Origin of the sequence: Mucilaginibacter aquatilis, from assembly GCF_009755275.1 — a bacterium.
Classification (GTDB): domain Bacteria; phylum Bacteroidota; class Bacteroidia; order Sphingobacteriales; family Sphingobacteriaceae; genus Mucilaginibacter; species Mucilaginibacter aquatilis.
The window spans coordinates 127,118-149,487 of the sequence record NZ_WQLA01000005.1 but is presented as its reverse complement, the minus strand read 5'-3'; the positions used below and the strand labels follow the sequence as shown (position 1 = coordinate 149,487).

Annotated in this window: 21 protein-coding genes; 8 read left to right on the top strand and 13 right to left on the bottom strand. The window is 41.1% G+C overall.

Translation table 11 applies throughout. The features are described from left to right. Window positions 1–237: 237 nt before the first annotated feature. Genes GO816_RS13355 through GO816_RS13340 form a run of 4 tightly spaced genes read left to right on the top strand, consistent with a single transcriptional unit; the run spans window position 238 to window position 4,875 of the window. Complete coding sequence (locus tag GO816_RS13355; protein WP_157542437.1) at window positions 238–885, top strand: TetR/AcrR family transcriptional regulator; 648 nt, start codon at window positions 238–240, stop codon at window positions 883–885. After that, window positions 869–2,236: a TolC family protein gene (locus GO816_RS13350; protein ID WP_157542436.1), complete on the top strand. Its 1,368-nt coding sequence runs from the start codon at window positions 869–871 to the stop codon at window positions 2,234–2,236. Before GO816_RS13355 ends, GO816_RS13350 begins: the two co-directional genes overlap by 17 nt. Before the next feature lie 24 nt (window positions 2,237–2,260). Next, window positions 2,261–3,322, top strand: a complete 1,062-nt coding sequence (locus GO816_RS13345; RefSeq protein WP_157542435.1) for an HlyD family secretion protein — start codon at window positions 2,261–2,263, stop codon at window positions 3,320–3,322. Window positions 3,323–3,327: 5 nt separating this feature from the next. Beyond that, window positions 3,328–4,875, top strand: a complete 1,548-nt coding sequence (locus tag GO816_RS13340) for a DHA2 family efflux MFS transporter permease subunit (protein WP_157542434.1) — start codon at window positions 3,328–3,330, stop codon at window positions 4,873–4,875. Between the two features lie 241 nt (window positions 4,876–5,116). Here the strand turns inward: GO816_RS13340 and GO816_RS13335 are convergent, their stop codons facing one another. From GO816_RS13335 to dinB, 4 genes are all read right to left on the bottom strand, one after another. Beyond that, window positions 5,117–5,701 carry a carboxymuconolactone decarboxylase family protein gene (locus GO816_RS13335; RefSeq protein ID WP_157542433.1) on the bottom strand — a complete coding sequence of 195 codons (585 nt, stop codon included), beginning with the start codon at window positions 5,699–5,701 and terminating at the stop codon, window positions 5,117–5,119. A 227-nt stretch (window positions 5,702–5,928) separates the two neighbouring features. Beyond that, window positions 5,929–6,474, bottom strand: coding sequence for a peroxiredoxin (locus GO816_RS13330; RefSeq protein WP_157542432.1), 546 nt, complete (start codon window positions 6,472–6,474; stop codon window positions 5,929–5,931). Between the two features lie 118 nt (window positions 6,475–6,592). Then, window positions 6,593–7,153 (bottom strand): hypothetical protein, encoded by a 561-nt coding sequence (locus tag GO816_RS13325; RefSeq protein WP_157542431.1) that lies wholly within the window; start codon window positions 7,151–7,153, stop codon window positions 6,593–6,595. Between the two features lie 37 nt (window positions 7,154–7,190). Continuing rightward, window positions 7,191–8,294, bottom strand: a complete 1,104-nt coding sequence (dinB, locus tag GO816_RS13320) for a DNA polymerase IV (RefSeq protein WP_157542430.1) — start codon at window positions 8,292–8,294, stop codon at window positions 7,191–7,193. A gap of 97 nt (window positions 8,295–8,391) precedes the next feature. Here dinB and GO816_RS13315 point away from each other — a divergent pair, with 97 nt between their 5' ends. Together GO816_RS13315 and GO816_RS13310 are read left to right on the top strand one after the other, a co-directional pair. After that, complete coding sequence (locus tag GO816_RS13315; protein ID WP_157542429.1) at window positions 8,392–8,862, top strand: helix-turn-helix transcriptional regulator; 471 nt, start codon at window positions 8,392–8,394, stop codon at window positions 8,860–8,862. A gap of 154 nt (window positions 8,863–9,016) precedes the next feature. After that, window positions 9,017–9,553: a DUF4199 domain-containing protein gene (locus GO816_RS13310; protein WP_157542428.1), complete on the top strand. Its 537-nt coding sequence runs from the start codon at window positions 9,017–9,019 to the stop codon at window positions 9,551–9,553. 13 nt (window positions 9,554–9,566) lie between these two features. Here GO816_RS13310 and GO816_RS13305 read toward each other — a convergent pair whose 3' ends face one another. The 3 genes from GO816_RS13305 to GO816_RS13295 form a co-directional block, all read right to left on the bottom strand. After that, entirely contained in the window at window positions 9,567–10,703 is a 1,137-nt protein-coding gene (locus GO816_RS13305; protein WP_232336572.1) for a glycosyltransferase family 2 protein, read from the bottom strand. After that, window positions 10,687–11,658, bottom strand: coding sequence for a lysylphosphatidylglycerol synthase domain-containing protein (locus GO816_RS13300; protein ID WP_317163635.1), 972 nt, complete (start codon window positions 11,656–11,658; stop codon window positions 10,687–10,689). Before GO816_RS13300 ends, GO816_RS13305 begins: the two co-directional genes overlap by 17 nt. 222 nt (window positions 11,659–11,880) lie before the next feature. Continuing rightward, window positions 11,881–13,437 carry a Do family serine endopeptidase gene (locus GO816_RS13295; RefSeq protein WP_157542426.1) on the bottom strand — a complete coding sequence of 519 codons (1,557 nt, stop codon included), beginning with the start codon at window positions 13,435–13,437 and terminating at the stop codon, window positions 11,881–11,883. 184 nt (window positions 13,438–13,621) lie between these two features. On the opposite strand from GO816_RS13295, the gene dapF reads away from it, so the two are divergent. Both dapF and GO816_RS13285 read left to right on the top strand, forming a co-directional pair. After that, window positions 13,622–14,446, top strand: coding sequence for a diaminopimelate epimerase (gene dapF, locus GO816_RS13290; RefSeq protein ID WP_157542425.1), 825 nt, complete (start codon window positions 13,622–13,624; stop codon window positions 14,444–14,446). A 31-nt stretch (window positions 14,447–14,477) separates the two neighbouring features. Further along, complete coding sequence (locus GO816_RS13285) at window positions 14,478–14,861, top strand: hypothetical protein (protein WP_157542424.1); 384 nt, start codon at window positions 14,478–14,480, stop codon at window positions 14,859–14,861. A gap of 25 nt (window positions 14,862–14,886) precedes the next feature. Here the strand turns inward: GO816_RS13285 and GO816_RS13280 are convergent, their stop codons facing one another. The 6 genes from GO816_RS13280 to tsf all read right to left on the bottom strand — a co-directional run bounded on the left by GO816_RS13280 (window position 14,887) and on the right by tsf (window position 22,273). Next, window positions 14,887–16,671, bottom strand: a complete 1,785-nt coding sequence (locus GO816_RS13280; protein WP_157542423.1) for an ABC transporter ATP-binding protein — start codon at window positions 16,669–16,671, stop codon at window positions 14,887–14,889. 236 nt (window positions 16,672–16,907) lie between these two features. Beyond that, window positions 16,908–18,665, bottom strand: a complete 1,758-nt coding sequence (locus GO816_RS13275; RefSeq protein WP_157542422.1) for an ABC transporter ATP-binding protein — start codon at window positions 18,663–18,665, stop codon at window positions 16,908–16,910. Between the two features lie 157 nt (window positions 18,666–18,822). Further along, complete coding sequence (frr, locus tag GO816_RS13270; RefSeq protein ID WP_157542421.1) at window positions 18,823–19,386, bottom strand: ribosome recycling factor; 564 nt, start codon at window positions 19,384–19,386, stop codon at window positions 18,823–18,825. Window positions 19,387–19,503: 117 nt separating this feature from the next. Further along, window positions 19,504–20,208: a UMP kinase gene (pyrH, locus tag GO816_RS13265; protein ID WP_157542420.1), complete on the bottom strand. Its 705-nt coding sequence runs from the start codon at window positions 20,206–20,208 to the stop codon at window positions 19,504–19,506. Between the two features lie 17 nt (window positions 20,209–20,225). Further along, complete coding sequence (gene nagA / locus GO816_RS13260; protein ID WP_157542419.1) at window positions 20,226–21,359, bottom strand: N-acetylglucosamine-6-phosphate deacetylase; 1,134 nt, start codon at window positions 21,357–21,359, stop codon at window positions 20,226–20,228. 62 nt (window positions 21,360–21,421) lie between these two features. Further along, window positions 21,422–22,273, bottom strand: a complete 852-nt coding sequence (gene tsf / locus GO816_RS13255; protein WP_157542418.1) for a translation elongation factor Ts — start codon at window positions 22,271–22,273, stop codon at window positions 21,422–21,424. Window positions 22,274–22,370: the final 97 nt, after the last annotated feature.

Here is a 22,370-nt window from a genome sequence, read left to right as displayed (position 1 = left end):
TATAATGCTAATTGCCAAATAATGGGCGTCTATCCATAAACAAGTTTTCACAATAAAAGGCATTACAATCCTCTTGCAACTTATTAAAAACAAATTAGAAAATTTTCTATTTACATTTTAAAATCCTAAGTCTTTCAGCATAACCAATTAAAGCCTTAATAACCATTTTACAAAAGCATTACAAAAATGGAATATATTAATCAATCGTTTGATTAACTTTGTGCCATCAAAAAAGTAATGGAAAAAGAAAAGACTGATAAAAGAGATCATATACTGGATGTAGCCGAAAGGGTGTTTTCAGAACATGGTTTCGATGGCGCTTCAACCCGTTTAATTTCGGGCGAAGCCGGTGTTAATATGGCCATGCTTAATTACTACTTCGGTTCAAAAGAGGGGTTGTTGCTATCGTTGTTTGAACGCCGCACATCAACCTTTCACAGCCTTATTCAAGGTATAGGCAACAATGAAAACATGAGCTCATGGCAAAAGGTGAGCGAATACGTTGAAGCTTACATTAACCGTGTATTTAGCAATAACTGTTTTCAAAAGGTAGTGCATCAGGAGTTGGCCGTACGTCGCACGGGTGAACTTGCTGATAAGATTACCGATATGATTATGCAAAATGTAATTGAATTTAGGAAAATTTTACATGAGGGCATTGAACGCGGAGAGTTTAAAAATGACATTGATACCGAAATGGTAGTTGCCACGGTTTTTGGCGTTAAAGCGCAAATTGTTAACGCATCACACATATCATCATTAATGCTTGGTTATGATACGCAAGACCCTCAAAACATGGTTGATAAGTTAAAGCCAAGAGTTACCGACTACCTCAAAAAACTGTTAAAAGCATATTTACTTACAGAACATGACAACGCTAAATAATACAACCACTATCACTTACGCCTTTAAGCGGGTGCCCAAATTGGTACGTTTGGGTATTTTAGCCGCTGCAACGGGCATGCTGTTTGGCAGTACAGCATACGCCCAGGAAAGGACGTTGACGCTGGAGGAGGCCATTAAGCTGGGCCTCGAAAACAGCAAAACCTTAAAACTGTCGCAATCAAAAATAGATCAGGCCGTATCACAGTACAACCAGGCTAAAGACAAAGCACTGCCAACTGCATCGGCAAGCTTTATGTACAGCAGGGCGCAAATACCTGCAAACACGCTGAATCTTGGTCAGGAATCATTAAGCCTCCCTAAAAGCGCAAATGCTAACCTGGGCATTGTATCAGTTGAAGAGGTTATCTATGGCGGCGGACGTTTTCGCTACGCCAAAGAATCAACCGATTTGCTGGTTAATGTGGCCAAACTTGATGTAGAAAAAGACCGCGAGCAAATTGCTTACAACATTGTAAATGCTTACTACGATTTGTACCGTGTTGTACAAAGCAAAAGCGTGGTTGAACAAAGCCTTAAGTCAATAGATCAGCAAATACACCAGGCGCAACGTTTTTTTGAACAAGGCCTGGTTACTAAAAATGATGTATTGCGTTTTCAATTACAGCGCTCAAACATTGAACTGAACGGTATTGATTTGGAAAACAACCGTAAGGTAATCAACTACAACCTTAATATATTATTAGGTCTGCCTGATGAAACACAATTAAACGTGTCGCAAATTCCGGTTGCACAACGCACGGTTGCTCCATTGCAAAGCTACCGCGACAGCGCCCTCTCTATTCGTGAGGAATTGAAGCAGCAGGACTTGCGTACCAAATATGCTGATGTAAACATCAAAAACATTCAGGCCGAAAAGCTGCCAACCCTTGCTGCAACTGCAGGTTTATATTATGTTAATGCATCGGCCAATCCGCTGCCTAACAGTGGTAAGTATATTACTCCGCTTACTGCAGGTTTAGCACTATCATGGAACTTCGGCTCTTTATGGACCAACAAAAACAAGGTTAATGAAGCCCGCATACAACGCGAGGAAACTGTGATTAATAAAGGTATTATAACCGATAATATTAAGAATGAGGTTAACCAAAGCTATCAAAACTATATGAAGGCAGTAGATAAAATAAAGCTGCTTGAAACATCAATAGCGCAGGCAAATGAAAACAACCGCATATTGACTTCAAAATATGCAAACAGTACAGCATCAGCTACCGATCGTGCTGATGCCGAGACCCTACTCTACCAGGCGCAAATTAATCTGGAACTGGCCAAGGCCGATGCCGGATTAGCCTACTACAACCTTTTAAAAGCAACCGGAAAACTTACTAAATAAAATACTCTACAACGCAATAACAAAATGGCACAAGAACAAGAAATACAACAGGAAGAGAAAAAGAAACCTAATAAGGTTATTCCTATTATATTAGCCATCGTTCTGATTGGTGGCGCAATATTTGGCGTAAAGGAATACATTTATGCCAGCAAGCACGAGGATACAGATGATGCTCAGATTGATGCTGATATAAGCCCGGTTGTGGCACGTGTTGGCGGATATGTTGACAGCATATTTTTTGAAGATAACCAACACGTAAACAAAGGCCAGGAACTGGTTAAAATTGACGACCGCGATTACAAAGTTAAATTAGAGCAGGCACAGGCTTCCCAGCAAGGTGCGGGCGCTAACGTTGGTGTTGGCCAGTCACAAATTTTTACTACACAGGCTAACTCGGCCAGCGCTAAAGCTGAGGTAACCTCGGCAGCTTCAAAGCTGGAGAAAACTCAGAAAGATTATGCCCGCTATGCTAACCTGGTAAAAGATGGTTCAATTACCCAGCAGCAATTTGATCAGGCAAAGTCTGACCTGGACGTTGCCCGCGCTAACTATAAAGCGGCGCAAGACCAGTATAAAGCAGCACAAGAGCAGGTTAACACAACCCGCAAACAATTAAAGGTTACTAACACAGGCGTTGATGCCCGCCAGGCTGATGTTGATTTTGCTAAGCTACAATTAAGCTATACTACTATTAATGCTCCTGCCAGTGGTATTACCTCTAAAAAGAGTGTACAAATTGGTCAGTTGGTACAAGCAGGTCAAACCTTGTTTTCGGTAGTTAATGACAATAGCTTGTACATTACCGCCAATTTTAAAGAAACCCAGTTAGAGCACTTGCGTAACGGCCAAAAAGTTAAAGTTGAGGTTGACGCGTTCCCTGATTTAGAGTTGGAAGGTTCGGTGTATAATTTTTCTCCTGCTACAGGCGCACGCTTTTCACTTCTGCCGCCAGATAACGCTACCGGTAACTTTGTAAAAGTAGTTCAGCGTGTACCGGTAAAAATAAAAATTAATGCTAACAAAGAAACTTTAGACAAGCTGCGCGCTGGTATGAGCGTAAACGTATCGGTTTCTATAAAAGACTAATTAAAATGGCCGAAGTAGGATTTAAAAAGTGGATCATTACCATTACGGTAATTACAGCTTCTTTACTGGAGCTGATTGATACCACTATTGTAAACGTATCCTTGCCAACCATACAAGGTAATCTTGGTGCCACGTTAGAGGACGTAGCCTGGATTACCACGGGCTATGCCGTAGCTAACGTAATTATTCTGCCTATGTCGGGTTGGCTGGGTAGTTTTTTTGGGCGGAAAAATTACTTTTTAGCCTCTATTGTGATTTTTACCATTGCCTCATTCTTATGTGGTAATGCAACCAGTTTGGCTGAGCTGGTTATCTTCCGAATTTTGCAGGGTATGGCTGGTGGGGGCTTAATATCAACCTCGCAAGCTATATTGCTTGAAACTTGGCCGCGCGAGCAGGTGGGTACAGCAACTGCATTATTTGGTTTAGGCGCGGTAGTAGGTCCAACGGTGGGCCCAACTATTGGCGGTTATATAACCGATCATTACTCATGGCCGTGGATATTTTATGTAAATATTCCGGTAGGTATTCTTGCAGCCATATTTACCATAATGTATGTACGCAAAACGCCACGCACCGGGCGCGATAAGCCTATTGACTGGTGGGGTATTTTATTACTTGCCGTTGCAGTGGGTAGTTTGCAAACCATTTTGGAGAAAGGTGAATCAGAAGATTGGTTTGCAACACCATACATCACCGCATTAACTGCAACATCAGTAGTAGGTGTGTTACTATTCATATGGCGCGAGCTCACAACCGATCACCCTATAGTAAACTTTGGCATCATGCGGCACCGTAGCTTTGCCATAGGTATGTTTACCTCGTTTATTTTAGGCTTTGGCTTGTACGGTTCGGTGTTTGTGTTCCCTATATTTTGTCAGGCTTTGCTAGGATTTTCAGCGCAGCAAACCGGTGAGCTTTTATTCCCAGGTGGATTATTTACCATTGTAATGATGCCTTTTGTAGGTAAAATGCTTAATAAAGGGGTGCCGGCGCAATTTATGGCTACTGTAGGTATGTTCCTGTTCTTTGTGTTTACCCACATGCTCAGTAACTCTACCCTGCAAACCGGTGAGGGCGACTTCTTTGTACCGTTGGCTATCCGCGGTGTAGGTATGGCGTTATTATTTGTACCGTTAACTACACTGGCAATATCAGACCTTAAAGGTGCTGAGATAGGGCAGGGTGCAGGTTTGAATAATATGATGCGTCAGTTAGGAGGTTCGTTTGGTATTGCAGCCTTAACAACTATTATACACATCAGGCAGCAAGGGCACCGCAACAACCTATTGGTTAACATAAACGAGTATAACCCTGCATTTAACGAACGCCTGCAGGGTATGATTCATAATTTTATGGCACATGGCAAAAGTATGTTAGATGCAACCAAAATGGCTTACGCAGCTATGGAAGGTACAATAACTAAACAGGCTATGTTGCTTACTTATGATGACGCCTATTGGCTTACCGGGCTGGTAATGCTGTTTTCAATACCGTTACTGTATTTGCAGCCGTTTAAAAAGAACTTAAAACCGGTTGCCGACGCTCACTAAAGAGAAAAATAAAAGCCGTTCTGGAGTCATGCAGAACGGCTTAAAAAAACAATTAAATTGTTGTTTGTTTATTCTCAAAGCTTGCTAACCTGGTTGAAACAGATAGCCTGCTAAAAGAACGTTTAATCTTGGTTATAAATATAGCTTTACTTTTAATTAAAAACAAGCGTATTTAACGATAGAATTAAAAAGGGGTGGTTTCACTGTGTGAACCACCCCTTTTTATTACGTAACATTTTTGTTAGAAAATTATTTTGCCTGCTGACGTTACTAATGAGGATATACGTACAGCGTCAAAAATACGCTCTTCGGTAGTTCCTAATTTAATTAATGAGTCTTCATGAGCATTTACACACATTTCACAACCATTAACAGCCGAAATAGCTAAGCTCATCAACTCAAAAAACTCTTTACCGGTTACGGGTTTCATCATCAGCTGCATACGTATACGTGCAGGTATCTGGGTATACTTTTCTTTTTGCGTAAAATGACGAAAACGGTAAAATATATTGTTTGATGCCAATAATGATGCACAGCCTGCAGCCTCTCCTGTTTCAGCAGCAGTAGCACCCTGCTCTTCAGCATACTTAGTAAAGTAAATGGTGAGCGGCTTGTTGTTGTTGTTAATAGCAGTGCTTAAAGCAATTAAAGCACATTCTTTGGTGCTTAAATGCTCAGAGGTAAGTGTACTGCTTAAGTTCAGCTTTAAATCGCGCAGGTAGCGTGATTCGCCTTTCTCCAGCAGGGTTAAACTTTCGGTACGGTAGTCTTTATCAACTGCAACGCTTTGCAGTAGTTCTTGTATTACTTCGGTGCTTTCGCTCATGGTATTATTTTTTTAGGTGATGTAGAGAATAGTTAATTTTTAATTCCCGTTAATAAGACATGTCATTTCAAACGATAGAGAGAAATCTTGTTCATTATGAAAAACAGGGTCCGCTCTAGCAGGATTTCTCCCGATGGTCCAAATGATAAGTGGGAATACATTTGCTCCCGACCAAAAACAACAATCCCCGTAAAAGTTAAGTCACGGGGATTGTATTATGTATTAACTTATGCAGTTAAAGTTTCCTGACCTTTTTCCCAGTTACAAGGGCAAAGTTCGTCGGTTTGTAAACCGTCAAGTACGCGTAAAACTTCTTTTACGTTACGGCCAACGTTTAAATCGTTAACACACACCCAACGTACAACACCGGTTGGATCAACGATAAAAGTAGCGCGGTAAGCAATTTTTTCGGTAGGTTCTAAAATGCCTAAGTCTTCAGCTAACGATTTTGAAGTATCAGCCAACATAGGGAATTTAAGGTCACGTAAATCTTCGTGATCTCTTCTCCATGCAGCGTGAACAAATTCTGAATCAGTTGAAGCACCAATTAAACGTGCATCACGATCACGGAATTCACCGTATGCTTTGTTAAATTCAGCAATTTCTGTAGGGCATACAAAAGTAAAGTCTTTTGGCCACCAAAACATTACTGTCCAAACGTTATCATCGTTAACAAGGAACTCTGAAGTGATATCTTCAAACTCTTTGCCTTTTTCAATGCTAACTACTGCTTTTTTATTAAACGAAGGGAATTTTTCGCCAACTGTTATCATAATGTATGTTTTGTTATAATGTTCACAAATATACATCAAAATACCAGCTCATTTCATTCTAATAATTTATGGCTTATAGTTTTTATCTATGCTGTATTTGTAAAGATATAAACTGAATTTATCTTAATAAATCATCGTCTTCGGGCACACGGTATTTGCCTTGTCTTTTTTTAAAACTAAACTTATAAGCTACTCTTAATCCAACTAAGGCCGGAGTTTCAAGGTACTTGGGTAGTACATCTGTACGTAACGACAACTCTACACTGCTGTAAGTGTCAAACGGCCAGTCGTAAGCTAAGCCAAGGCTTGCACCCGGGCCAACTACACCTTTGTCGTTTCCCCTTACATATAAAGATGGCCCGGCAAAAGCTGCTATTGAATAGCCTAGATAGTATTTTGCCGACAGATTTAAGAATGCCGTATTAGTTTCCTGCCCACCGCTTTTCTTAATTCCTTCAAGGCCAATTACCGTCATCGCCGAGAATTTATTACGGGCAAAAAAGTTAGCTTGCAAAATGCGGTCGCGCCCGGGTTTGTAGCCATGTGCTAAGGGTTGACTTAGTCCGGCGCCTATACCTATACTATTTCGGGCCTGGGCAAAAGTAAATGTGTAAATTGAGCTAAACCAAATTGTGAGCAGCCAAAAAAGAATAGATAAGCGCATTGAATAGCTAAACATTGCTTTTGTTGAATAGTTTAACGGAGCCATTCCACATTTAAAACAACTTTAATTGATCTGTTGGTTCGTCGCCTCTTGTTTTTGTAACCAAAGGACCAAAGTTTGATACCGAAATACCCAGCAAGCGTATCCGTACATCGTTAATATCTGTTGCGGCAAGTAACTGTTTGGCTGTTTGCGCAAGTGTACCGGCATCGCCCACAGGTTGAGTGAATGATTGATTGCGGGTGATTTGTTTAAAGCTGCTGTATTTAACTTTAAGTGTTACGGTTCGGCCTTTAAGCCCATACTTATCAAGCCGGTTGGCAACGGTTTGCGCAATCTTGTCTAACTCCGTTTCCATTTCATCCAATGCTGTAAGGTCATAAGCAAAAGTATCTTCGGCACCCATTGATTTTGTTTCACGGTGGGGTTGTACGGGCCGGTCATCAATACCCCTTACAATTTGGTAGTAAAACTTGCCGGGCTTTCCAAACCTTTTGGTCATTTCCTCCTCGGTTAGTTGTTTTAAATCGGCGCCGGTATGCAGGCCCATGTTTTTCATTTTTTGAGCAGTAACCTTACCCACACCAAAAAATTTTTCAACCGGCAGTTGTTCCATAAAGGCTTCTATTGACGATGGGCCTATAAACTTTAAGCCATTTGGCTTATTAATGTCAGATGCTATTTTGGCCACAAACTTATTTATCGATACTCCGGCTGATGCTGTAAGCTGTAACTCCTTAAAAATAGCCTGCTTTATTTGTGTTGCTACCTCAATGGCCGATCCAATGCCCAATTTATCTTCAGTTACGTCGAGGTAAGCTTCATCTAACGACAAAGGTTCAATCAAATCAGTATACCGCGAAAATATTTCACGTATCTGTCTCGATACTTCTTTGTAAACATTAAAACGTGGACGCACAAAGATTACATCAGGGCATAATTGTATGGCTTTTTTTGATGGCATGGCCGACTTAACACCAAACTTACGTGCCTCGTAACTTGCCGTTGCCACCACACCGCCCCGCCCTTCGGGCATCCCACCAACGGCAATAGGCTTGTTACGATATTCAGGATTATCGCGCTGTTCAACCGATGCATAAAACGCATCCATATCAATATGGATTATTTTACGGTATGAAGCAGGCGCTGTTGACATGTTTGGCAAATATAATTACGACTTAAGCTTGGTTTTATTTTCTTTTCCGTTCAAGCTTAAAACTTTATAATTTTAATTAACTATTTGAATCCAACTGATGATAAGCAGTTTTATTAAAACACACAAGCAAAGTATTGTTTACGGCCTGGCCATGGCCGTAATGCTTTTTGTACTCAAATGGCTTGAGTTAAAATTCATTATTATCAGGCATTCGTTTGAAATTTACGCCGGTTTAATAGCGGTTATATTTACCGGTTTAGGTATTTGGCTTGCCCTTAAGCTGGCACGGCCCAAAGAGAAAACCATTATTGTTGAAAAGCCGGTATATGTTAGCCATGAAAATTTTATAGTTAACGATGAAGCATTGCAGCAAACTAACATGAGCCGCCGCGAACTTGAGGTGTTGGAGTTAATGGCAGAGGGACTAAGCAATCTTGAAATTGCAGGCAAATTATTCGTATCGCTCAATACGGTAAAAACACATTCGGCACGGTTGTTTGAAAAACTGGATGTTAAGCGTCGTACCCAGGCGGTTGACAAGGCAAAGCGCATGGGGATTCTTAAATAGAAGATATTATCTTTTGCCTGGTGCCTGCGCTATTTGATGAATGGTTTTATAGTTATAAAGGATGATATAATGGCGCAAATTGCAAAATCACCCTAAAGTATGAAGCCTGTTAGCAGCTTTTGATTGAATTTTGGGCTATTCAAATAATATAATCATGAAAAAAATCATCTGGACCTTTGGTGTAATTGCCGGGATTATTGCAGCCTCGTTTATGGTAGCATCTACCATAGCTTGCTACAGGAGCGCTAAGTTTGAAAGCAGCATGCTGCTTGGCTACACCGGTATGCTCATTGCCTTTTCGTTTGCCTATGTAGGCGTTAAAAACTATAGAGATAAGTTTAACAATGGCGCCATAACCTTTTTACGGGCTTTTAAAATTGCCGGCCTTATTACCTTAATTGGCTGCACCTTTTACGTAGTTGTTTGGATGATTGAATACTACGTTTTTGTACCCGACTTTATGGAGAAGTTTACAGCGCATGAACTGAAGCAAGCGCGAGAAAGTGGGTTAAGCCAGGTTGAGTTGAATAAAAAAATAGCGGAAATGGAAGACTGGAAAAAGATTTACAGCAATCCGCTTGGTTTAATGCTCATGACCTATCTTGAGCCTTTGCCAGTAGCATTTGTAGTAACCGTTGCTACTGCACTTTTGCTTAAGCGCAAGGCGCAACCGGGACAGGTTGCAATATAAAATATAATGGCTTTTATTTAACTATACGGTCTTTCCAGCGATATTTACTTGTGTTGCCCATTAGCCCAACGTACACAAAATAAAGTATGTGTATTGGCGAAAGCATAATTAGCAAAAGCATAAGATTTTGGCGCTTGAAAAATGACATGATAGGTAGAAGAAAAGCAGCCTCAAACGTATACTTAAAAAGCATTTGAAAGGCAAACACCTGCCAAAGGTAAAAGTTAAAAAAGCCACCTACAGCATTAACCAGTAAGCTTAGGTTAAACAGCCATATACCAACGGCTAAGGCTACAACATTTTTGTCTTTATACCGTGTTGACTTTGAAGCCCATCTGCGCCGTTGTTGCATAAACTCGGTGAGGGTGGGCTTAGCTTCAGTATATACAATGGCATCGCGTTGCTTTAAAAAACCTATACGGCCGGGGTAGCGTTCAGCAACTTTTTGCAGTAAAAGTTCGTCATCGCCCGAGGCTAGGTCATCAATGCCCTTAAAGCCGCCAACCTCATAAAATACGTCTTTACGGTAAGCAAAATTGGCACCATTGCAGGTTGATGCTCGGCCGTTGCCAATAAAGGCAGCCCCAATGCCAATGAGATAAGAAAATTCAAGCGTTTGCAGGCGCTCAAAAAGGCTCTTTTCTTTAAAGTATGTTACCGGAGATGATATCATCACCCAGTTATAGCTTTCATAATATGATACAACGCTGCTAAGCCAACTATTGCCCATACTGCAATCAGCGTCGGTTGCTACAATCAAATCTCCTGTTGACTGGCTTATGGCTGTCGCTATAGCTTTTTTCTTGTATGAGTTAAGTTTTTCGGTTTCGTTAAGCTGTAAAAGCTTAATCCCCTGTGGTGCATAGCTCCTTATAATATCTGCAGTGCTGTCTGTAGAGTGATCATCAATAATAATTATTTCGAGCAGGTGTTTAGGGTAATCCTGAGCTAAAACATCTTCAATGGTAGCCCTGATGTTGTCTTCTTCGTTACGGGCGGCAATAAGCAAACTTACTTTGGTGCTTAATTGGTTTGCCGGTATTAGTTTTTTTGGCTGACGTAAAGCAGCCCAGCCTTTCATTAAGTAAACAAGCACTACAAGGTATAAACCTGTAAGCAGTAAAATGATGATGTTATAAGTTGTTATCAAAAAACTTCAATTTAAAAACAAAAACAGAGCCTAATATAGCCGGCACAATGAGGTTGGTAAACCAAATTAAAGCTACAGCTGCCATTACAGCAATATGCTGCTGGGTTACGTATTCAAATAATTTATCAGCAGTTGCGCTGCGGACGCCAATGTCAACAATATCAATAGTTGGTAAAACCGACTGGATAAAGAAGAATACAAACGTAAGCAATAATATTTTGAACATCGGAATCTCGGGCAGTAACAAGTGCATGATGAGATAATACTGAAACGAATAGGTTGCAAACCTAGCCACGCAATAACCCATAACGTGCATAAGCTCATTAAAACGGTAGCGTTTCATCACATCAAAAAAGCGGTGGTACTTTTTCAGGAATGGAATGCTGTTAAGTAAGAACACCACCCAACGCACGTTGAAGTAAAAAATCAGCATTAGTACAATGAAGCCAATACCCGTAGTGAGCATAGCAATGTATACCCATTGATTTATGTGTAAAAAGTAATATACAAACCAAAGTAAAGCCGCCGAGCCGGCTACGCACGTTACCACTAATTGTCCAAAAGTGCCCACAGCCATTGCAAATACGCCGTGCACACGCCTGCGAGGGGGTAAAAACATCACACGTCCGCCAAATTCACCCCACCTGTTAGGTGTAAATATGGCTAGTGATAGTCCGCAGAAAATTGATTCGATAGACTGCCATAAGGATATTGGTGCCCATTTATGAGTTAAATATCTCCACTTCATGGCTTCCAGCAGGTAGTTTAACAACATAAGCGCTGCTATAACACCAACAACAATTATAGCTGCCGAGCGGTTAACCTGGGTTATAATGTCGGTAAAGTGCTTGAGTCCTTCGCTGTTACTCAACCTTCTGTAAATAAATACAAAGGTAAGTGCCACCAGTATGGCCTTAATTGCCCATGAAATCCACTTTTTGGTTTGACCCGTCACAATTTGAACGCTTAACAATTTTGTGCAATGTTATTAAAAAAGGGCAAGCATTACGCCCGCCCTTTAAATTTATGTTAATAATGTGGATTAGCTATGGTTATAATAAGTGAAGCCTTAAATTCAATAACCAAAATGCTTAAACATGAATTTTTGATTAGTGTTTTAAAAATAAATAAAAAAAGCCCGGCAAAATGCCGGGCTTATAATTTTGATGTTGCTTAATTATCTAACATCAAAGCTGTTACGGAAACGTGATCCATCTGAAGAGTAACCTTCAATAACCATTTGTCCGTTTTTAAGGTTAGTGATGGCTTTGTCAATATCCTGAACACTGTTAATAGCCATACCGTTTATACCGGTGATGATTGAACCAACAGGAATATCATAGTTTTCAAAGAAACCACCGCGACGTACCTGTGTTACCACAACGCCCGAATTTAAACGGAACTTAGATTTTTGAGCCGATGTTAGTGGCTGGAAGCTTGCACCTAATTTGTTGTAAAGCTCCTCGGCCGATTTGCTCATGGCCGTTTTATTGGTGCTAGCAGTAGGCTCGCCTTTTAATGTAATGGTAAAGTTCTTTTCGGCACCTGCACGCAATACGGTTATGCGTATTTTATCACCAGGTTGTAAACGGCCAACACGTTCCTGTAAGTCTGATGATTCGTAAACAGTGTTACCTTCAACTTTAGTAATAATATCACCTTTTTGAAGGCCTGCTGCTTCTGCTGCGCCGCCATCAACCAGCTCATTTACGTATAAACCGTTTGTAGTTTTGGTTTTAAGTTCGGTAGCAACATCAGGGTTTAGCTCGGTAAAGCTTACACCAATATAGCCACGTTTAACCGAGCCATATTTTTCAAGGTCGTTCAGCACCTTTTTAGCTAAGTTAACAGGTACCGCAAAGCCGTAACCTTCGTATGAGCCGGTGTGTGATGCAATGGCCGAGTTTATACCAATAAGCTCGCCTTTGGTGTTTACCAATGCACCGCCACTGTTACCCGGGTTAATGGCCGCATCAGTTTGGATAAATGACTCAATTGCCTTATTTAAACGTGGCTGTTGAGGCTGTTGCTGGTAACGGCTGCGTCCAAACGGATTTTGCTCCTCTTCTTCGCGGCCAAGTATGCCTATGTTACGGCCTTTGGCACTTACAATACCGGCAGTAACGGTAGAGTTTAAGTTAAACGGGTTACCTACAGCTAAAACCCATTCGCCAACACGTACATCATCTGAGTTACCTAATTTAACAATAGGCAGGTTTGTGCCGGTTACTTTAATAAGTGCCAAATCGGTGTTAGGGTCGGTACCAATTACCTTTGCTTGTAAAGTGCGGTGGTCGTTAGTAGTTACCTCAACTTTACTTGCATTAGCTACCACGTGGTTATTGGTAACAATGTAACCATCAGTACTGATAATTACACCCGAACCTGATGCACGTTGTGGTTGAGCGCGTTGCGGTTGTACACGCTGACCAAAAAAATCGCCAAACATGTCCTCAAACGGATCATTACCGCCACCACTGCGGCCTTGTTGAGGCGAGTAAGTGGTACGTATGTAAACCACTGCCGGCGTTACTGCGGCTGCAGCCTGGGTAAAATCAACATCACCTGCAGACGATACCACGTTTGATGTAGGACGGTTGTTTGCAAAATATACTTTCTGGCGTTCCTCAAAAGTTAATCCTTCCTGAGGGTCTTTTTCGAATACCTTGTAGGTACCGAGCGCCATTGCACCGCCAACAAATGCGGTCAATAGGGTTAAACCAACTTTTCTCATATTTCTTTTTATGTTTTAATTCTTTATTGTTGATTGGGTTTATCAACACCGTTCAAATTTAATACCATTAAGACGATAGGAACAATAAGAAGTTATTGCCATTTTTGTTAAAAAATGTTAAAGTCGGGCTGGCGCAGGTTTTACGGTGTTTAAGTTTGTTGGCCTGTTTAATTATAAACGTAAAATGAAGCTTAATTTTTATAAATATCAAGGTGCCGGTAACGATTTTATTTTAGTTGATAACCGCGAGGGTAGAGTGAATCATCGCAATCCTAAGTTAATCAGTACTTTATGTGACAGGAGGTTTGGTATTGGCGGTGATGGTATGATGTTTTTGCAAAAGCAGGAAGGTTACGATTTTGAAATGGTTTACTATAACGCCGATGGCCAGCCAAGTAGTATGTGTGGTAACGGAGGACGTTGTATAGTAGCGTTTGCTAAGTTTTTGGGTGTAATAGAAAATGAAACCAACTTTTTGGCAGTTGATGGCCCGCATTATGCCAAAATTTCAGCATCTGGTGACTGGGTTAGTTTGCAAATGATTGACGTAGACTATGTAACCCGCGACAATGAGGCTTACGTGATGAACACTGGGTCGCCGCATTATGTACAGTTGGTGAATGATTTGGAATATAAAGACGTGTTTACCGAAGGCCGTGCCATACGTAACAATCCAACGTATTTATCAAAAGGCATTAACGTTAATTTTGTACAACCCCTTGATGAAGGATATTTTGTACGCACATATGAGCGTGGTGTTGAAGATGAAACTTATGCTTGTGGTACAGGAGTAACTGCCGTTGCACTTGCCATGGCCAAAGAAAATAAGCAAACCGGCACCATCAGCACACCTATTAAAGTTTTAGGTGGAAACCTTAATCTGCATTTCAATTATGACGGTATTAGGTTTACCAACATTTTTTTAGAAGGTCCTGCCGTTAAAGTGTTCGAAGGCGAGGTAGAAGTTGGCGATCTGGCTGAATACAAAGCTGAGGAGCAAACTGTGTAAACAAGTCTACCCAGTATTATAATTATTGTATATGAAATTCATTGGCCATAACTCAGATATTATCAATTACCTTGTTAATGATCTTACCTTACTCAATTCAACTTTAAAACAGTTTAAAGAGCATGAGGTTGACGGCGAACCTGCAATAAGTTTAATGTTTGAGTTAGCATATACTGATGCCGATGTGATGTTGGTATTTCGCAACGTATTTAAAAACGGCTTTGATGTTAACCCTGCTGCCGAAGCTTATGAGGTTGATTCCTGCAAGTTTTATCACATTGGAAGTAAAGTATATTTATCGCTCGATCCGGATGAAAGCGAGGATGGATATGACGGTATATCTGCCGATGATAACGACTATGTGCTAGCAAGCGATGTAGAAGGATATATATTTGAAGATGATGAACACGCGTAAATTAACCCGTGCTCATTGTCTTTAATTAAACCTCTTCGCTCTCGGTATAAGCATCAAGCTCTTCCTGTAAACGGCGCTCACCCGATTGCTGACGCCACATAGCCCAATATAATCCTTTCTCTGCTACTAATTGCTGATGGTTTCCAATTTCAACCACGTTACCGTTTTCGAGTACGTAAATTCTGTCGGCATGCATAATAGTGCTCAACCTGTGAGCTATAATAAGTGTTATACGGCTTTTAAGCGATGATATATGCTGTACCGTTTTGCTTATTTCTTCTTCGGTAATAGAGTCAAGCGCAGACGTAGCTTCATCAAATAACAAAATGTCGGGATGGCGCAGCAGTGCTCGGGCAATAGATAAGCGTTGCTTTTCACCGCCCGATATTTTAACGCCACTTTCGCCAATGAGTGTATGAATGCCGTTATCGGCCCGGGCAAGCATAGCCTGGCAGGCTGCTTTGTTTAAGGCAGCTAAACATTCTTCATCAGTTGCGTCGGGCTTTACAAAAGTCAAGTTGTCCTTTATAGTTCCCGAAAATAGCTGCGTGTCCTGTGTTACAAAGCCCAGCCTGCGGCGCAGCGCATCCAGGTGGAAGCGGTCACTTTCTGTGCTATTATACAAAATGTCGCCGCTAACGGGCTTATATAAGCCTATAAGAAGTTTAATAAGGGTTGACTTACCTGAACCTGATGGCCCAACAAATGCCACCGTTTCGCCTTTATTGGCGTAAAATGATACATCATTAAGTGCATACCGCTTAGTACCATTGTACCTGAATTTTACCTGGTTAAAGGCAACCTGGTTAATATGCGTTATATCTGCCGGGTCATCGGGTATGGTTTCAAGCGGACGGCTCATAATGCGTTCAAAGTTTGATAACGATATTTGTGCCTCGCGCCACGTTAATGACATATGACCAAACTCCTGCAATGGTCCAAACAAAAAGTAAGCATAAAGTAAAAAGCTGAAGTACTGTCCACCGGTTATTTCTTTATCAAAAATTAGTACCAATAGCACAACTACCATGCTGCTGCGTACAACGTTAACCGTTGTGCCTTGCACAAAGCTTAATACACGTAGCAATTTAGTTTTTGCAATTTCCAGCGTTAAAATTTTGAAAGTTGTTTTATTGAGGCGATCAATTTCCTCGTTTGCTAAACCATGGCTTTTTACCAGTTCAATATTACGGAGTGATTCTGTGGTGCGACCTGCCAATACCGATGTTTTAAGCACAATGGCACGGTGTATAACCTTAATTTTGCGCGATAGTGTCCAGCTTAACCATGTAATAATGGGTACAGCAATAAAAAATACCAGTGTAACCTTGTAGCTTATGGTGAATGAGTAAACCGCAATGAATATGATACCAAACAAAGTCATGAATGATACATTGATACTTGCCTTTATAAGGTTCTCAATGTCACTGCGTATGCGTTGCAGCATGCCCAGCTTTTCGCCGCTGCGCTGATCCTGATGCTCATGGTAGGGCATAGCCAATGCATGCTTCATGCCATCGGCATAAACTTCGGCAGCAGATTTTTGTGCTATAGTTACGGTGTAATAATCCTGAAAGTTATTAGCTATGCGTGAAAATAGGGCTGCAATAGCGGCCAGGGTTATAAGCCATAAAACGCCGGCAATAAAATCGTGGCGTGTATAAAGATCTTTTTTGCTTATATAATCGTCAAAGAGTTTTCCGGTAATCAATGGCTCAACCAATGCAAAGCACTGGTTCAATGCCGTCATGAGTAACGCCATGGCCACTGCCCCTTTATGTTTTTTTAGATACGAGAGCAGAATTTTCATATAAGGCTGAGTGTTATTGCAAAATATATAACAATAACAACGCCCTTAATAGGGATATGCTTATAAACAAACCTATTTTTTTAAATAATTAAAAAATGGCTTCTAATAATTCAAAAAATGAAAATTATACACAACTATGTTGTGTCATTGTTTGAGTATCCGTAAAAATTAAAATTTAATAAGAAACACTATAGTTGTAAGAATTTGAATACAGGTGTTTGAAATTACTTACAGTATCAAGCGTTATCATTATTAAACTTTTCGCCTATCTGCTGTCTCCACATGGCATAGTACAAGCCTTTTTGAGTTAACAGCTCCATGTGTTTCCCTTGTTCAATGATGTTACCTTTCTCGAGCACGTAAATTCTATCAGCATGCATAATTGTGCTTAAGCGGTGTGCAATTAATATCGTTATGTGGTCCTGGTACTCCGAAACATCTTTGATTGTTTCTGTAATTTCCTCTTCGGTAAGAGAATCAAGCGCCGATGTTGCCTCGTCGAATACCAAAATATCAGGGCGGCGTAGCAGAGCACGAGCTATTGAAAGACGCTGTTTTTCTCCACCTGATACTTTCACACCGCCTTCGCCAATAACGGTATCTAAGCCTTTATCGGCCCGGGCAAGCAATCCTTGGCAGGCTGCGCGGTGTAGCACATGCATACATTCTTCATCTGTTGCTCCCGGGCGGACAAACTGCAGGTTCTCTCTTATTGTTCCTGAAAAGAGTTGTGTGTCTTGTGTAACGAAGCCAATTTTTTCCCGCAAACGGTCAAGGTCTATCTCTTTGCTTGGCACGCCGTTGTACAATACATCACCTTCCAAAGGCTGGTACAACCCAACAAGTAGTTTTACCAGCGTTGTTTTACCCGAGCCCGACGGACCTACAAATGCAATGGTATTACCTGTTTTAACATCGAAGCCAATATGGTTGAGCGCGTTACGGTTAGCTGTCAAATGCTTAAAGCTCACGTTACTGAATTCAAGATCTTTAATTTTTTCAAGCATTACCGGCTTTTCGGGTTTGATATCAACCGGGGTGTTAAGTATGCGTTCAAAATTCCCTAATGATATTTGTGACTCGCGCCACGCTAGTATTACATTACCCAATTCCTGCAAAGGATTAAACAGGAAAAATGAATAGAAAAGGAAAGTAAAGTAATTGCCGGGAGATATATTTCCTTTAAAAATAAGCAACAGTAATATTACTACCATTACGCTACGCACCAGGTTAACGGTAGTGCCCTGCACAAAGCTCATACTGCGTACGTACTTTACTTTCTTCAGCTCCAGGTCTAGTATTTTATAGGTGGTTTTATTCAAGCGTTCAATTTCCTGGTTTACCAGTCCAAGGCTTTTTACCAGTTCAATATTGCGTAAAGATTCGGTTGTTGAACCTGCCAGTGCTGTGGTTTCGGCCACGATGGTGCGTTGTATATTTTTTATTCGTTTGCTGAGTGCGGTACTCATAAAGGCTATGATGGGTATAGCCGCAAAATAAACCAGTGTTACTTTGTAGCTAACGCTAACCGAGTATACAATTACAAACACCATACCCACCAAACTCACAAATAATACGCTGATGAAAGAGGTAATGAATTTTTCGCTATCAAGGCGTACCTTTTGTAATATGCCTAACGTTTCGCCGCTACGCTGGTCTTCAAATACCTGGTAGGGCAGTTCAAGCGAATGTTTTAAACCGTCGGCATACATATCGGCACCAACTTTTTGCACAATGATACTGGTAAAGTAATCCTGAAAGTTTTTTGCAATGCGCGATACCATTGCCGCACCTACAGCCAAACCTACAGCGGCAAGCACACCCCACGTAAAATCATGCTCGGTAAGTGTTTTGCGCTTTTCAATAAAATTATCAACAATGCGGCCTGTGATCAGCGGATCGAGAAGTGAAAAACCAATGTTAAAGGCGGCCAGCAGCAAGGCTACAAATACCACCCCGCGATATTTAGAAAGATAGGATAACAGCAATTTCATGATATGCTGCAAAAATAGAAAAGGGAATGATGCCGTTAGGCCATTCCCTTTAATTTGACTTTGGTTTAACAACCGTATTTACCTGCTTCATTTGCCAAGAGCAAGGTATTGTTTTCTGTACATCAAAATTTTAATGCTGATATGCAGAAACTCGGTTTTAAACGGTCATGATATCTTTTTCCTTAGCGTCAGCTAACTGATCTACTTTTATAATATAGGTGTCAACCAGTTTTTGTACTTCGCCTTCGCCGGTTTTAATTTCATCTTCAGATACACCTTCTGATTTCAATTTCTTGATTTTATCATTAATGTCTTTACGGATGTTACGTATTGCTACTTTTCCGTTTTCGGCTTCACCTTTTAGCTTTTTAACCAAATCACGACGACGCTCTTCGGTTAAAGGAGGTACATTAATGCGGATAATGGTACCATCGTTTTGAGGGTTAAGGCCTAATGAAGATTCTTTGATAGCTTTTTCAATCGGCACTAACAAAGTTTTTTCCCATGGCTGTATAACCAAAGTACGGGCATCGGGCGTATTAACGCTGCCTACCTGTGCTAAAGGGGTTGGTGTGCCATAGTAATCAACGGTAATGCCATCTAACATTGCAGGATTTGCTTTTCCGGCACGTATTTTTGATAACTCGCTATCTGCATGCACAATAGCTTTTTCCATTAAAGCTTTTGCATCATTCAGTTGTTTTTTAATGAGTTCGCTCATTGTTGAATTTTTTAAGTATGCAAAGGTAGAAAATTAGAGTCAAGAGCCAAGAACCAAGAGTCAAGACTTTTTAACTCTTAAATTCATATCTTCCTTCTTGGCTCTTATCTCTAAAGTTTATTTTACTATTGTTCCTACCGGTTCACCTTGGGCTATTTTCATAAAATTGCCTTCACGGTTCATATCAAATACGATGATAGGCAGGTTGTTTTCCTGGCATAAAGTAAATGCAGTCATGTCCATTACGTTAAGGCCTTTTGCATATACCTCCTGGAAAGTAACCTCATCATAACGTGTTGCCGAAGGGTCTTTTTCCGGATCGGCGGTGTAAATACCGTCAACACGTGTGCCTTTCAGTACTACATCAGCTTTAATTTCAATTGCGCGCAATGATGCTGCAGTATCAGTTGTAAAATAAGGATTACCTGTACCGGCACCAAAAATTACCACTTTACCACTTTCTAAATGCGCCATTGCTCTGCGGCGAATGTAAGGCTCGCATATTTGCTCCATTTTAATAGCCGATTGCAGGCGGGTATCAACACCAATGCCTTCAAGCGCACTTTGCAGTGCCATACAATTAATTACGGTGGCTAACATGCCCATGTAATCGGCCTGAGCACGCTCCATGCCCGATTTTTCGGCACTTAAGCCTCTGAAAATGTTGCCTCCGCCTACTACTATGGCTACTTGTATGCCGGCATCAACCACGCTTTTTATGTCATGCGCATATTGCAGCACGCGGTTATTGTCAATACCATACTGGCGCTCACCCATTAATGATTCGCCACTAAGCTTCAGCAAAATTCTGTCGTATTTCATGCAGATGATTGGTTTTTTTATATGAGTGGTTGATTGTTTTTTTGGTGTACTTTACCTTTATAAATTGTAAACGCCGTATTAAATCCTGCGTCAAAAATAATTAAATCTGCGTCATATCCGGCTTCAACTTTTCCTTTAGTTGCCAGGCCTGCTAACTGCGCCGGATAAAGCGATGCCATGTTCACCGCTTCGGCCAGTTCAAAACCGGCATGCTCAACACCGTTTTGTACAGCTTTAAGCATGGTTAATGCCGAGCCGGATAGGGTTCCATCGGGCATAGTATATTTGTTGCCCTGGCGTATGTGCTGATAGGTGCCTGTTTTGGCTTCGGTTACCGCATCAGTTATAAAAAATAACTTATTGCCCAATTCGCGTTTTGCCAGCCGTACCATGGCGTAATCAACATGTATACCGTCGGCCACAATGCTAGTGTAGGGGCGCTCTTCAAAAATTGCGGGTATTATGCCCGGTTCACGGTGATGTATAGGCGGCATGGCATTATATAAATGTGTAACCGCGTTTATAGTTTTGTTTAAAAACCGTTTGGCCTGCCTGTATGTAGCGTTACTATGTCCGGAGGAAAGAATGATACCTTGTGCGTTCAGGTATTTAATTACTTCCTCATCCTGTAGTTCAGGGGCCAGGGTTATCATTTTTATTTCGCCCTCGGCCCGGTTAACCCATTCTTCAATTTCTGTTAGGGTAGATTTTTTAATGTACTCTTCAGGATGTGCGCCTTTTCGCTTGGGATTAATGTACGGTCCTTCGAGGTGTAAGCCTAGAAAGTTGCCATTGCTGTGCGGGCGCCATTGTTTAGCGGCCTCAATTGCATCGAAGACAACATTGTTGCTATTTGTAGCTACTGTTGCGAAAAAACCGGTACAGCCTTCATTAAGCAGGGCGTTTTCCATGTCCTGTAAAGCGGCTACAGATGGTAGGCTGCCAAACAAGCTTTTTCCTGCCCCATAAATTTGCAAATCAATAAACCCTGGCGCTACAAATGCTCCTTTAAGATCAATTTTTTGGGCTCCGGCCGGGATGTCACTTTCTGCAACTATCTCAATAATATGTCCGCCCGAAATAATAACAGCCTTGCCCCGGCAAACTGCTCCGGCAGATACAATTTGAGTATTGTATAGTGCTGTTAACATGGGTTATAAAAATGTATAGGCAAAAAAAATCCCCGCCTTTAAAAAAGGCGGGGATAATATAATTAAGCTCCTAAAGCAACTCGCTTGAAAGCAGTTACCTTTAAGTCTTTATCAACACCGGTAAGGAACTGAGCAACACTCTTAGAAGAGTCTTTCACAAACTCCTGGTTTACCAGGGTAGAGTCTTTGTAGAATTTGTTTAGTTTACCGGCAGCAATTTTTTCTACCATTTCTTCCGGTTTACCTTCAGCACGAATTTGCTCTTTGGCAATAGCTAATTCACGCTCAATAGTAGTAGCATCAACACCGTCTTTATCTAAAGCAACAGGGTTCATAGCAGCAATTTGCATAGCTACGTCTTTACCAGCTTCTTCAGCACCTGCAGGGTTAGCGTTTAAGCCAACCAATACACCTAAACGGAAGTTACCGTGAATGTAAGCTACAATTTTTTCGCCTTCTAAAACAGCGTATTTAGATACACCGATTTTTTCGCCGATTTTACCAGTCATGGCAGTGATAGCCTCGCCGATAGTAGTACGACCGGTTTCGGTATCAATTTCCAAAGCGTTAACACCGTCAACGTCAGCAGGAAGGGTTTGTACAGCCTCGTTAGCAATAGCGTTAGCAAATGCAATAAATTCAGCATTTTTAGCTACGAAGTCAGTTTCGCAGTTAAGCTCAACAATTACACCTTTTTTGCCATCTTCAGAAGTGCGTGCAATAACCACACCTTCGTTTGATTCTCTGTCTTGACGGCTGGCAGCAACTTTAGCGCCTTTTTTTCTTAAATAGTCAATAGCTGCTTCGAAGTCACCGTTAGTTTCGGTTAAAGCTTTTTTGCAGTCCATCATACCGGCACCTGTTTGTTGGCGCAGTTTATTTACGTCTGATGCAGAAATTTGTACTGTAGACATTGTTCTTTTTTTGTTATCTGTTGTGATTTACCTTTAGTGGGAGTTCACAGCAAAGATGAATGATTTATTGTTAAATTGAAAGTTGCCAATTGTAAAC